This is a genomic window from Streptomyces sp. AP-93 (genome assembly GCF_022808175.1).
Lineage (GTDB): Bacteria > Actinomycetota > Actinomycetes > Streptomycetales > Streptomycetaceae > Streptomyces.
Window position 1 is genome coordinate 53,890 of the sequence record NZ_JALGBX010000001.1, and the last position, 12,248, is coordinate 66,137.

A 12,248-nucleotide genomic window follows, 5' to 3' on the forward strand; every position below is an offset into this window, starting at 1 on the left:
ACAGCCCCGCAGGGCCGAGCAGGGACCCCGCAGGGTCAGGCCCCGGCCGTGAAGCGGTCCCGCAGGGCCCGGTACTCGGCGTCCGTGAGCAGCCCCGCACTGTGCAGCTCGGCAAGGTGCTGGATCCGCTCCCAGGACCGCGGCCCGGGCACAGGGGCCCCCGCCGCACCGGAGGCGACCGGCGCCCGCGCCCGCAGCGCAGCAAGCAGCGCCGCCGCGAACGGCAGCGACTCGTACACGGCCCCGTACCCCACCCCGAACACCGCGGAGGCGAGATCGTGGTCCGGCCGGGGATCACCGGCGCCCTCGCGGGGCAACAGCCGCAGGTGCCCGCCGGACCGTTCCGGGGAGTGCCAGACCAGCCCGGTCAGGGCGGCCACCGGATACCGCTGGTCGCCCGCCTTCCACTTGGCGCTGGTGGCCCCGGTGCGCGACCAGCGGAAGGTGACGGCGCCGCCGTCGAAGGCGAGCCGGGCGTCGTACGCCTTCAGCGTGGCCGGCGGCTCCGGGGCGGAGACCAGGAACCGCTCGGCCGGCCCGGCCGGACCCAGCCGCTCGCGCAGGGCCTCGGTGAAGGCCGCGGCCCGCCCGGACCCGCCGCCGCCTCCCGGCAGCACCAGCCGGTACGGATCGCAGGCTTCTCTCAACTGCCCCGCCGCGGCCTCCATCAGCGGGTCCGCTCCCACCCGCACGCGGGCGTGCAGCACCACCGTGTCCCGCCGTCCCACGGTCAGGCCCACCCCGGACAACGCCTCGAGGGGAATCCGGCGTTCCCCCAGGGCGTGCCAGAGTCTGGGCGTTCGCATCCCCCGTGCGAAGCGGATGATGAGCGAGTTCGTGGTGCGGTCGAACTCCCAGACGGCATGGTTTCCGGCCAGTACGTCACCCATGCGGCACATCGTAAAGGGACGCACCCCTGTGCGTCCCCCCGCTGTGAGGTCCGGTTTCGGGTCGGCCGAGCGGGTCAGGAGCCTTCTGTCCCGGATGTACCGCGTCGGCACGTGTCGTCCCCGGCGGCGCACACCGTGGAACCGAACGCACCGGTTCCGATTTTGGCGAAGTTGTCCAGGGATGCGGTCCCTGGCTCGAAGTAGCCGGTGTGGCTCTTGGCTCCGGCCGCCGAAAGGACCCGTGCGCCGAACTCCTCGGAGACCGGATCCGCGCCGTGGCCCAGGCCCCCGAACTCCAGGTGGGGCACGTCGGCGATCCAGTCACCGGCGTCCCGCATCGCCCACACCCGCGCCGGGGTGTCCAGCTCGGCGGCGTTCTCGGCGCGCATCCCGGGGCTGCCCGCCACCACGATGTCCGTGACCCGGCGCGGCAGTTCGTGCGCGGCCACCCCGCACACCACCGAGCCGTAGCTGTGGCAGAACAGCGCCACGCTCGCCCGGCCGGGCAGCGCGGAGGTCAGCGAGCGCAGCCGGGCCGCGCCGTCCACCGCCAGCCGCCCGGTCGCCGCGTCCATGCCGACGCCGGTCGGGGCGGTGTAGCCGGCCCAGGCGATGACCGCGGTCCGGCCGGCCGGGGCGGCCGCGCGCTCGGCCTCGTAGAGGGACTGCGCCATGCCGACGGGGGAGGTCAGCCGGCGCACCGTGCGCTCGAAGGTGACCGCGTCGGTGTCGACCCCGGGCACGACCACCGAGATCCGGCGGGCCTCGGCGAGGTCGCCGAAGACCTCGGCGACGAGGGCGCCGCCGGTGGGGTCGAAGACGAGGATCTGCCGGCCGGGCTCGGCGAGGGACTCGAAGCGGTGGGCGCGCCGGGCCGCGGTGGCGCGGTCGGCGGGAGCCAGCGTGATGTCGTGCGCACGGGTGGCCTCGATCCGTGCGGCCTGCCGCAGGGACATCCGGTTGGCCCGGTAGCGGACGCCGGGGGGCGCGCCGTCGAGGTTGCCGACCACCAGCGGGTGGCCCTCGGTGAGCCGGGCGCGCTGGGCGCCGTCGAGGCGCGCGAAGAAACGTGCCACCGCGGGTGCCGGGGCATCGGCGGCGGGCAGGGCCCGGCCCTCGAAGCGCGCCCCGGCCCAGGAGGCGAGCGCGGCCTCGCGCGGGGACGCCTCGCTCGCGGGCCGGTAGACGGCGGTCCAGCCCGTGGTCGTGAGCATCAGGAAGACCACCGCCAGCGCGAGCAGGGCGCGCAGGGCGGCCGGGCGCGCGGGGGCGTCGGCGGAGTGGGCGTGGGCGTGGCCGGGCAGGTTCACTGCGCCCAGCGTAGGAGACCTCGGCGGCTGCGTGCGCGCCGGGTGACGGGAGTCACCGCCGACCGTGGGACGCCCCGCCGGCGGGTGCGCCCGTACGGGACCTGCGTGCGCGGGCGCCCGTGCCCGTACGGGACCTCCGCCCGCCCGGGAGGCGACCGCGCCGGTCAGGCGGGCCGGCGCCAGTCGGCGGCCAGCGCCGGGCCGATCTGGTCGAGGTAGACCTCGGTCATCCGCCGGATGGTGGCCACGCTGATGTCCTCGCCCTGTCCCCAGAGCCGGCCGGTGACGCGCATCACGCCCGTGAAGGCGGCGACGGCCACCCGCGGGCGCGGGTCGGCGTCCACGTCCAGGCCCTCGCGCTCGGCTATCAGCCGGGCGATCTGCTCCTCCAACTCGGTGGAGCGGCGCAGGTGCACGGCGAGCAGGGCCGGGGTGGACTCGATCAGCCGGTAGCTGCGCATGTACAGGTCGATGGGGACCAGGTCGGAAATGGCCTCGTCGACGGTGTCCCAGGCGTCGAGCACGGCCGAGCGCATCGCCTCGAAGGGGCCCTCGGCGGGCGGCCGGGAGTGCAGCGCCGCGACGAAGTGCGATTCGACCAGGTCCTGGACGGCGAAGGCGACCTCTTCCTTGTTGGCGAAGTACCGGAAGAAGGTGCGCTGGGAGACGTCCACGGCGTCGGTGATCTCGTCGACGGTCGTTTCCTCGTACCCCTGGGCGATGAAGAGGAGGAGGGCCGCGCGCAGCAGTGCGTCGCGCGTGCGCTGTTTCTTGCGCGCGCGCAGTCCGGCGGCCGGTGCGGGCGCGGGCCGCTGATCGGTCATCACGGCCGCCAGGGTACCTGTGACGGACCTGACAGTGGCTGTGTGACGAACCGGCCTGTGAAGTGTCAGTCGCTGTCACTAACCTGTCCGTATGACTAGTCGGATCACCGTCGACGGCGAGGACGCACTCTCGCTCAGCAAGGAACCGGACCCCTCGCCGGTCCGTACGGGCCTCCGGGGCCACCCGTGGCTCACCCTGTTCGCCGTCGCGATCGGCGTCATGATGGTCACCCTCGACGGCACGATCGTCGCCGTCGCCAACCCGGCCATCCAGAAGGACCTCGGCGCCTCGCTCGCCGACGTCCAGTGGATCACCAACGGCTACCTGCTCGCCCTCGCGGTCTCCCTCATCACCGCGGGCAAGCTCGGCGACCGCTTCGGCCACCGCCAGACCTTCCTCATCGGCATCGCCGGATTCGCCGTCTCCTCGGCGGCCATCGGCCTGGCCGGCGGCGTCGAGCTCGTCATCGCCTTCCGCGTCGCGCAGGGCGTCTTCGGAGCGCTGCTGATGCCCGCCGCGCTGGGCCTGCTGCGCGCGACCTTCCCGGCCGAGAAGCTCAACATGGCCATCGGCATCTGGGGCATGGTCATCGGCGCCTCGACCGCCGCCGGGCCGATCGTCGGCGGCCTGCTCGTCGAGAACGTGAGCTGGCAGTCCGTCTTCTTCATCAACGTGCCCGTCGGCATCCTCGCGCTCGCCTTCGGCCTGTTCATCCTGGTCGACCACCGGGCCGAGAACGCCCCGCGCTCCTTCGACGTGCTGGGCATCCTGCTGCTGTCGGTGGGGATGTTCTCGCTGATCTGGGCGCTGATCAAGGCATCCGAATGGGGCTGGGGAGACACCAGGACCCTGGCCTTCCTCGGCGGGTCCGTGCTGTGCTTCGTGGCCTTCGCCCTCTGGGAGAACTCCGTCTCCGAGCCGCTGATCCCGCTCGGGATGTTCCGCTCGCTGCCGCTGTCCGCGGGCACGGTGCTGATGGTCCTGATGGCCTTCGCCTTCATGGGCGGGCTGTTCTTCGTCACCTTCTACCTGCAGAACGTCCACGGCATGAGCCCCGTCGACAGCGGCCTGCACCTGCTGCCGCTGACCGGGATGATGATCATCGGATCGCCGCTGGCGGGCTTCGCCATCACCAAGGTCGGCCCGCGGCTGCCGCTCGTCGCGGGCATGGTCGCCACCGCCGTCGCCTGCTTCGGGATGGCCCAGCTGACCCCGGGCACCTCCACCCTCACCATGTCGCTCTGGTTCGCCCTGATGGGGCTCGGGCTCGCGCCCGTCATGGTCGGCGCCACCGAGGTCATCGTCGGCAACGCCCCGCTGGAGCTCTCGGGCGTGGCCGGCGGGCTCCAGCAGGCCGCCATGCAGGTCGGCGGCAGCCTGGGCACCGCCGTGCTCGGCGCGGTCATGGCGAGCAAGGTCGGCAGCGTCTTCGAGGACAACTGGGCCGGGGCCGGGCTGCCGCCGCTCACCCCGGAGCAGGCGGACCTCGCGGAGAAGGGCATCCAGGTCGGCATCGCCCCGATCCCGCCGGACGCTCCCGAGCAGCTCGCGGCGACCATCACGGGGGTCGCCAACGACACGTTCGTGTCAGGGATGGGCACCGCCTTCACCGTCGCGGGCGTGGTCGCGGTACTCGCCGCGGTCGTGGCCTGCTTCACGAAGCGCGGCGAGAACGCGGAGCCGGGGGCGGCCGCGGCCCACATCTAGGCCGTCTAGCCCCGCTCCGGCTGCCCGGCCCGGGACAGTGCCCCGCTGGCGCTGTGCCGCGGGCCCGGGCGGCCGTGGCGGTCACGGTGGTCGCGGAGGCGTCAACTCCGGGGCCGCAGCAGCCCCGCCGGACGGTTCCGGCGGGGCTGTCGCCTATCAGGGTGGACCCGCCCGCGGGCCCTTCCGCCGAGACGTCCGCGCAGGCCAGCGTGGTGCCGACGGAGCCTTCGGAAACGGTCCGGGGCCCGTACGTCCACCAGGAGTTGACCCGTCATGCGTACGTGGAGCACCACTTTCTCCGGGCGCACCGCCGCCACGGCCACCGTTCTCGCCGCCACCCTGCTGATCCCGGGCACCGCGGAATCCGCCCACGCGGCGGGCCGCACCCAGGCTCCGGCCCAGGCCCAGGCCACCCCGGCTCGATCCAGGGTGCAAGCCCAGGGCCAGGCCCGCGCGGATGCCCCGGCCGCGGTACGGGGCGACGGGCGGGCTCGGGGGCGGGCGGCCGGGCCGCCGGTGCTCGGGGCGTGCGCCACCGGGCAGCTGTGCCTGTGGGCGAAGCCGGAGTTCAAGGGCGCCCGCACGACCCACGAGCTCAGCACCCTCGACATCAACAGCTGCACCGCCCTGCCCGCCGGGACCACGGCGCAGTCCCTCACGAACCGGACCGGCCGCCCGGTCACCACCTACCAGTCGGCCGAGTGCGCCGAGACCGGTGAGTTCCAGACCTACCCGGGCGACGGGGTGTGGCTGCCCCAGTCGCCCTACCAGGTCAGGGCGTTCAAGGTGTGGGAGCGCTGACGGCGCCGCCGCTGCCGGCCTCGACCGGCCCGCCCCGGTCGCCGGCCACCGCGTCCGGGCCGGGCTCCCGGGCGGGCCCGCCGGGCGCGGGGACTGCACCGAGCCCGCCGGGCCCGCCAGGGCCGCCGAGCCCGAGCCGGGCGACCTCGGCACGCAGCGCCCGTACCTCCGCCGTCAGTTCGGAGATCGCCGCCGTCTGGGCGCGCTCGACCTGGTCGTCGCGCTCGAAGCGGGAGATGAACCAGGCCGCGATGTTGGCGGTCACCACACCCAGCAGCGCGATCCCGGACAGCATCAGCCCCACCGCCAGCAGCCGGCCGAGCCCGGTGGTGGGGGAGTGGTCCCCGTACCCGACCGTCGTCATCGTGGTCACCGACCACCACAGGGCGTCCCCGAGGTTCCTGATGTTGCCGTCGGGCGCGTCCCGCTCCACGCTCAGCACCGCGAGCGAGCCGAACATCAGCAGCCCGACCACCGAGCCCGCCACGTAGGTGGTGAGCCGGATCTGCGGGGCCATCCGCGCCCGCCGGCCGACCAGCATCAGGGTGGAGACCACGCGCAGCAGCCGCAGCGGCTGGATCATCGGCAGCACCACCGCCACCAGGTCCAGCCAGTGGGTCCGTACGAAGGCCCTCTTCGACTGCGCCAGGCCCATCCGCACCAGGTAGTCGGCGGCGAAGGCGGCCCACACCACCCACTCGGCGTGCCTGCAGGCGCTGTGCACCGCCGGGCTCGCGTCGGGCAGGACGATGGGCACCGCGTAGGCCACGGCGAATCCCAGGGCGAGCACCAGCAGCGGCGTCTGCGTCCGGCGCTCCCACCGCTCCTGGGGAGAGGGTTGCTTCATGCGGAGCATCGTAAGGAACGAGTAAGGGCGCCGGGACAGGTGTCCCGGCGCCCCCTCACGAAAGGCGACTGCTACGCGTCGCCGCCCGCCGCGCCCGGGTCAGCCGCCCGGACGTCCAGCAGCTGGTACCGGTCGATCGCCTGCTTCAGCGCCGAGCGGTCGATCTTGCCTTCCTTGGCCAGCTCGGTCAGCACCGAGAGGACCACCGACTGCGCGTCGATGTGGAAGAAGCGCCGGGCCGCGCCCCGCGTGTCCGCGAAGCCGAAGCCGTCCGCGCCCAGCGAGGTGTACGGGCCGGGCACCCAGCGCGAGATCTGGTCCGGGACCGCCCGCATCCAGTCGGAGACCGCGACGAACGGACCCTGCGCGCCGGACAGCTTGCTCGTCACGTACGGGACGCGCTGCTCCTCTTCCGGGTGGAGCAGGTTGTACTCCTCCACGGCGACGGCATCGCGGCGCAGCTCGTTCCAGGACGTAGCCGACCAGACGTCCGCCTTGACGTTCCACTCGGCGGCCAGGATCCGCTGCGCCTCCAGCGCCCACGGCACCGCCACGCCCGAGGCCATGATCTGCGCCCCGACGGCTCCCGAGGGTCCCTCGGAGATCCGGTGGATACCGCGCAGGATGCCGTCCACGTCCACGCCGGCCGGCTCGGCCGGGTGCTGGATGGGCTCGTTGTAGACCGTCAGGTAGTAGAAGACGTCCTCGGCGTCGGGGCCGTACATGCGCCGCAGACCGTCCTTGACGATGTGCGCGATCTCGTACCCGTACGCCGGGTCGTACGCCACACAGCCCGGGTTGGTCGAGGCCAGCAGCTGGGAGTGGCCGTCGGCGTGCTGCAGGCCCTCACCCGTCAGGGTGGTCCGGCCGGCGGTCGCGCCGAGGACGAAACCGCGCGCCAGCTGGTCCGCCATCTGCCAGAACTGGTCACCCGTGCGCTGGAAACCGAACATCGAGTAGAAGACGTAGACCGGGATCAGCGGCTCGCCGTGCGTCGCGTAGGCCGAACCCGCCGCGATCAGCGAGGCCGTGCAGCCCGCCTCCGAGATGCCGTCGTGCAGCATCTGGCCGGTCGGCGACTCCTTGTACGCGAGCAGCAGGTCGCGGTCGACCGCCTCGTACTGCTGGCCCAGCGGGTTGTAGATCTTGGCGCTCGGGAAGAACGCGTCCATGCCGAAGGTGCGGTACTCGTCGGGCGCGATCAGCACGAAGCGCCTGCCGATCTCCTTGTCCCGCATCAGGTCCTTCAGGATGCGGACGAAGGCCATGGTGGTGGCGATCGACTGCTGGCCCGAGCCCTTCTTGGCCGCCGCGTACGTGGCGTCGCCCGGCAGCTGGAGCGGCTTCGCGCGCACCACGCGGGTCGGCACGTAACCGCCGAGCGCGCTGCGGCGGTCGTGCATGTACTGGATCTCGGGGGAGTTGCGGCCCGGGTGGTAGTACGGCGGTGCGCCGTCCTCCAGCTGGGCGTCCGTGATCGGGATGTGCAGACGGTCGCGGAAGCGCTTGAGGTCGTCGGCCGTCAGCTTCTTCATCTGGTGGGTCGCGTTGCGGCCCTCGAAGTTCGGGCCCAGGGTCCAGCCCTTGACCGTCTGCGCGAGGATCACCGTCGGCTGGCCCTTGTGGGCCTTGGCCGCCGCGTACGCCGCGTAGACCTTCTTGTGGTCGTGACCGCCGCGGCCCAGGTGCTGGATCTGCTGGTCGGTCATGTTCTCGACCATCGCGCGCAGCCGGTGGTCGTCGCCGAAGAAGTGCTCGCGGATGTACGCGCCGGACTCGGTCGCGTACGTCTGGAACTGCCCGTCGGGCGTGGTGTTCATCTTGTTGACCAGGATGCCGTCGCGGTCCTGCGCCAGCAGCGGGTCCCAGGAGCGGTCCCAGATCAGCTTGATGACGTTCCAGCCGGCGCCGCGGAACTGCGACTCCAGCTCCTGCATGATCTTGCCGTTGCCGCGGACCGGGCCGTCGAGGCGCTGCAGGTTGCAGTTGACGACGAAGGTCAGGTTGTCGAGGTGTTCGCGGGCCGCGATGGAGAGCTGGCCGAGCGACTCGGGCTCGTCCATCTCGCCGTCGCCGAGGTACGCCCAAACGTGTGACTTGGAGGTGTCCGCGATCCCGCGGGCCTCCATGTACCGGTTCATCCGGGCCTGGTAGATCGCACCGAGCGGGCCGAGGCCCATCGAGACGGTCGGGAACTCCCAGAAGTCCGGCATGAGCCGCGGGTGCGGGTAGCTGGAAAGGCCGTACGGGGCCTTCGACTTCTCCTGGCGGAACGCGTCGAGCTGCTGCTCGGAGAGCCGGTCCAGGAGGTAGGCACGGGCGTAGATGCCGGGCGAGGCGTGGCCCTGGAAGAAGATCTGGTCGCCGCCGTCGCCCTCGTCCTTGCCCCGGAAGAAGTGGTTGAAGCCCACGTCGTAGAGGGAGGCGGAGGAGGCGAAGGTGGCGATGTGACCGCCGACGCCGATCCCCGGGCGCTGGGCGCGCGAGACCATGACGGCCGCGTTCCACCGGGTGGCGTTGAGGACCTTGCGCTCGATCTCCTCGTTGCCGGGGAAGAAGGGCTCGTCCTTGGTGGCGATCGTGTTGACGTAGTCCGTGGAGCGCATCTCCGGCACGGCCACGCGCTTCTCGCGGGCCCGCTCCATCAGCCGCAGCATCAGGTAGCGGGCACGCTCACGGCCCCGCTCGTCGACCGCGGCGTCCAGGGAGTCCAGCCACTCCTGCGTCTCTTCCGGATCGAAGTCCGGTACCTGACTCGGCAGGCCACCAATGATGATCGGATTGCGATCGGATGCGGAAGCCACGCTGTTCCTTCGCTGTCGGGGGAGTCGTGCCTTGGGGTTCGCCGCCTCCCATGGTCTTACGCTCGGCAGAAATCGTCATCTTTACCGCTGGGTAATCCCTGGAGTGTGGAGGGATTGTGCCGGCGGTGGTGACGACAACGCCCAAACCGCAACCTTACGCCCATGTCGATCACCCCCTTCGCAAGGCCGTTCGTCCCTCAAACAGGTGCGAAAGTCCCGAGGCCGTGCCGAATGAGGTGGAATGGTGTGGGATGAATCACCAGGGGTACATCCGGAAGGGCTGAAAGTTGCGGCGAGACGGCCGCAATCGTCACCGTTTCGACGGTCTCGGCGGCCGGGTACTTGCGCGATCCGCCGCGCCCGTGTGGACTACGCCCAATGCTGCGCGTACGCGCGCCGCCGAAGAACATTCACCGAACATGAGCAGGAGGCACCCCGTGAGCGCGACCGCGGACCACGCGGAGAACCTGGCCGCCAGGCTGGGTTTCCAGTCCGAACAGGTGGTCCAGGAGATCGGCTACGACGACGACGTCGATCAGGAATTCCGTGATGCCGTAGAGGATCACGTCACCGAACTCGTCGATGAGGACTACGACGATGTCGCAGACGCGGTTCTGCTGTGGTTCCGGGAGGACGACGGCGACCTGACGGACGCCCTGGTCGATGCGACCGAGCTGGTCGAGGACGGCGCACTGATCCTGCTGGTGACTCCCAAGACCGGCAAGGACGGTTTCGTCGAGGCCAGCGACATCAGCGAGGCCGCCGAGACCGCCGGCCTCTCGCTGGCCAAGGGTCTCCCCGTCGGCAAGGAGTGGACCGCCACCAAGCTGGCGACTCCGAAGACGGCCAAGTCCAAGCGCTGAGCCGCGCCCCGCAGCCATGCGGACACACGCACCCCGTTCGCCGGAAGCTTCCCGGTGGGCGGGGTGCGTGCGTTTCGCGGCGGGCTGACCGGGGCCGTACGCGCGTCGGACCCACAAGCGGACCCATAAGCTGGGATCACCCGAACAGCCCAACGCAGGGATGCGGGACGAAGGGATGCGACAGATGGCGATCGAGGTCGGCAGCAAGGCCCCGGACTTCGAGCTCAAGGACAACCACGGCAGGGTCGTGCGGCTCTCCGACTTCCGGGGGGAGAAGGCCGTCGTGCTGCTCTTCTACCCCTTCGCTTTCACCGGCGTCTGCACCGGCGAGCTCTGCGAGCTGCGCGACCAGCTGCCGCGCTTCCAGAACGACGACGTGCAGCTCCTCGCGGTCTCCAACGACTCCGTACCGACCCTGCGCGTCTTCGCCGAGCAGGAGGGGCTGGAGTACCCGCTGCTGTCGGACTTCTGGCCGCACGGGGAGGCCTCCCGCGCCTACGGGGTCTTCGACGAGGAGAAGGGCTGCGCGGTGCGCGGCACCTTCGTCATCGACCGGGACGGCATCGTGCGCTGGACCGTCGTCAACGGGCTGCCCGACGCGCGTGACCTGAACGAGTACATCAAGGCTCTCGACAGCCTCTGAGTCCGTGTCGCAGGCTCATGGGCGCGTGCCCCCAGGCACGTGGGCCCGTTCGCCTCGAATAAGCCCGTACAGGCGGGAACCCGTCACTAGGATCGAAACGTTGATCCTGTAGCAACCGCACGACGGGGCCCCGCCCCACACAAAACCTTATGGAGGACCCGTGGGAGTCAGCCTCAGCAAGGGCGGCAACGTCTCGCTGTCCAAGGCCGCGCCGAACCTGACCGCGGTCATCGTCGGTCTGGGCTGGGACGCTCGCACCACCACCGGCGTCGACTTCGACCTCGACGCCAGCGCGATCCTGGCCAACGACCAGGGCAAGGTCACCGGCGACTCGAACTTCGTCTTCTTCAACAACCTGAAGAGCCCCGACGGCTCGGTCGAGCACACCGGTGACAACACCACCGGTGAGGGCGAGGGTGACGACGAGGCGATCAAGGTCAACCTCGCCGGCGTGCCCGCCGACGTGGCCAAGATCGTCTTCCCGGTCTCGATCTACGAGGCCGAGAGCCGCCAGCAGAGCTTCGGCCAGGTCCGCAACGCGTACATCCGCGTCATCAACCAGGCCGACAACACCGAGCTCGCCCGCTACGACCTGTCGGAGGACGCCTCGACCGAGACCGCCATGGTCTTCGGCGAGCTCTACCGCAACGGCGCGGAGTGGAAGTTCCGCGCCATCGGCCAGGGCTACGCCTCGGGCCTGCGCGGCATCGCGCAGGACTTCGGCGTCAACGTCTGAGCCTGCTCGACCAGAGCAGTCGTTCCATCCGTCCGGCGCCGTGCACTCGTGTGTACGGCGCCGGACCGGCTTTACGGCCCCACCGGGCATGCACGGCGGCCACACCGCCGCAGGGCCGGACCGCCGCAGGGCCGCACCGACGTACCGCCACACCGCCACACAGCCGTACCGCCACACCGATGTACCGCCACACCGCCACCGTCGTCCGGGGAGGACCAACAACATGGGCGTCACACTCGCCAAGGGGGGCAATGTCTCCCTCTCCAAAGCCGCACCGAACCTCACCCGGGTTCTGATCGGCCTCGGATGGGACGCGCGCTCGACCACGGGCGCCGACTTCGACCTCGACGCCAGCGCACTGCTGTGCAGCAACGGCCGGGTGCTCGGGGACGAGTACTTCGTCTTCTACAACAACCTGAAGAGCCCCGAGGGCTCCGTCGAACACACGGGTGACAATCTCACCGGCGAGGGTGACGGCGACGACGAGTCGCTCATCGTCGATCTCAGCAAGGTCCCGGCCGGCGTGGACAAGATCGTCTTTCCCGTCTCGATCCACGAGGCCGAGGCCCGCCGGCAGAGCTTCGGCCAGGTCAGCAATGCCTTCATCCGCGTGGTGAACGAGGCGGACGGCCAGGAACTGGCCCGCTACGACCTCTCCGAGGACGCCTCCAGCGAGACCGCGATGATCTTCGGCGAGGTCTACCGGTACGGAGGCGAATGGAAGTTCCGTGCGGTGGGGCAGGGGTACGCGTCGGGGCTCCGCGGCATCGCTCTAGACTTCGGGGTCAACGTTTCGTAAAGCCGTACAACACGATGGGATGC

11 protein-coding genes are annotated in these 12,248 nt (G+C 71.1%); 6 read left to right on the forward strand and 5 right to left on the reverse strand.

All coding sequences use genetic code 11. The features are described from left to right. Nucleotides 1-35: 35 nt before the first annotated feature. From MTF69_RS00255 to MTF69_RS00265, 3 genes are all read right to left on the reverse strand, one after another. Nucleotides 36-899: a DUF4429 domain-containing protein gene (locus tag MTF69_RS00255; RefSeq protein WP_243329410.1), complete on the reverse strand. Its 864-nt coding sequence runs from the start codon at nucleotides 897-899 to the stop codon at nucleotides 36-38. A gap of 65 nt (nucleotides 900-964) precedes the next feature. Then, nucleotides 965-2,104, reverse strand: coding sequence for an alpha/beta hydrolase (locus MTF69_RS00260; RefSeq protein ID WP_308401358.1), 1,140 nt, complete (start codon nucleotides 2,102-2,104; stop codon nucleotides 965-967). A 260-nt stretch (nucleotides 2,105-2,364) separates the two neighbouring features. Beyond that, nucleotides 2,365-3,024: a TetR family transcriptional regulator gene (locus MTF69_RS00265; RefSeq protein ID WP_243330391.1), complete on the reverse strand. Its 660-nt coding sequence runs from the start codon at nucleotides 3,022-3,024 to the stop codon at nucleotides 2,365-2,367. Between the two features lie 91 nt (nucleotides 3,025-3,115). Between MTF69_RS00265 and MTF69_RS00270 the strand changes: the two genes are divergently transcribed. Then, nucleotides 3,116-4,732, forward strand: coding sequence for an MFS transporter (locus MTF69_RS00270; RefSeq protein ID WP_243329412.1), 1,617 nt, complete (start codon nucleotides 3,116-3,118; stop codon nucleotides 4,730-4,732). 273 nt (nucleotides 4,733-5,005) lie between these two features. Further along, on the forward strand, nucleotides 5,006-5,533 hold the full coding sequence (locus MTF69_RS00275) for a peptidase inhibitor family I36 protein (RefSeq protein WP_243329414.1): 528 nt from the start codon (nucleotides 5,006-5,008) through the stop codon (nucleotides 5,531-5,533). Here the strand turns inward: MTF69_RS00275 and MTF69_RS00280 are convergent. Together MTF69_RS00280 and aceE are read right to left on the reverse strand one after the other, a co-directional pair. Next, nucleotides 5,514-6,380, reverse strand: coding sequence for a potassium channel family protein (locus MTF69_RS00280; RefSeq protein ID WP_243329415.1), 867 nt, complete (start codon nucleotides 6,378-6,380; stop codon nucleotides 5,514-5,516). The genes MTF69_RS00275 and MTF69_RS00280 overlap by 20 nt on opposite strands. 71 nt (nucleotides 6,381-6,451) lie before the next feature. Then, complete coding sequence (gene aceE, locus MTF69_RS00285; protein WP_243329417.1) at nucleotides 6,452-9,184, reverse strand: pyruvate dehydrogenase (acetyl-transferring), homodimeric type; 2,733 nt, start codon at nucleotides 9,182-9,184, stop codon at nucleotides 6,452-6,454. Nucleotides 9,185-9,621: 437 nt separating this feature from the next. On the opposite strand from aceE, the gene MTF69_RS00290 reads away from it, so the two are divergent. From MTF69_RS00290 to MTF69_RS00305, 4 genes are all read left to right on the forward strand, one after another. Next, nucleotides 9,622-10,047, forward strand: coding sequence for a DUF3052 domain-containing protein (locus MTF69_RS00290; RefSeq protein WP_243329420.1), 426 nt, complete (start codon nucleotides 9,622-9,624; stop codon nucleotides 10,045-10,047). 184 nt (nucleotides 10,048-10,231) lie between these two features. Continuing rightward, on the forward strand, nucleotides 10,232-10,690 hold the full coding sequence (locus MTF69_RS00295; RefSeq protein WP_243329422.1) for a peroxiredoxin: 459 nt from the start codon (nucleotides 10,232-10,234) through the stop codon (nucleotides 10,688-10,690). Between the two features lie 160 nt (nucleotides 10,691-10,850). Then, nucleotides 10,851-11,426: a TerD family protein gene (locus MTF69_RS00300; protein ID WP_243329425.1), complete on the forward strand. Its 576-nt coding sequence runs from the start codon at nucleotides 10,851-10,853 to the stop codon at nucleotides 11,424-11,426. A 223-nt stretch (nucleotides 11,427-11,649) separates the two neighbouring features. Then, complete coding sequence (locus MTF69_RS00305) at nucleotides 11,650-12,225, forward strand: TerD family protein (RefSeq protein ID WP_243329426.1); 576 nt, start codon at nucleotides 11,650-11,652, stop codon at nucleotides 12,223-12,225. Nucleotides 12,226-12,248 lie beyond the last annotated feature (23 nt).

What these genes read in the sequence shown, in the direction of transcription:
- MTF69_RS00255 (WP_243329410.1), bottom strand. Translation starts at nt 899, where the DNA reads ATGTGCCGCATGGGTGACGTACTGGCCGGAAACCATGCCGTCTGGGAG.
- MTF69_RS00260 (WP_308401358.1), bottom strand. Translation starts at nt 2,104, where the DNA reads ATGCTCACGACCACGGGCTGGACCGCCGTCTACCGGCCCGCGAGCGAG.
- MTF69_RS00265 (WP_243330391.1), bottom strand. Translation starts at nt 3,024, where the DNA reads ATGACCGATCAGCGGCCCGCGCCCGCACCGGCCGCCGGACTGCGCGCG.
- MTF69_RS00270 (WP_243329412.1), top strand. Translation starts at nt 3,116, where the DNA reads ATGACTAGTCGGATCACCGTCGACGGCGAGGACGCACTCTCGCTCAGC.
- MTF69_RS00275 (WP_243329414.1), top strand. Translation starts at nt 5,006, where the DNA reads ATGCGTACGTGGAGCACCACTTTCTCCGGGCGCACCGCCGCCACGGCC.
- MTF69_RS00280 (WP_243329415.1), bottom strand. Translation starts at nt 6,380, where the DNA reads ATGAAGCAACCCTCTCCCCAGGAGCGGTGGGAGCGCCGGACGCAGACG.
- MTF69_RS00295 (WP_243329422.1), top strand. Translation starts at nt 10,232, where the DNA reads ATGGCGATCGAGGTCGGCAGCAAGGCCCCGGACTTCGAGCTCAAGGAC.
- MTF69_RS00305 (WP_243329426.1), top strand. Translation starts at nt 11,650, where the DNA reads ATGGGCGTCACACTCGCCAAGGGGGGCAATGTCTCCCTCTCCAAAGCC.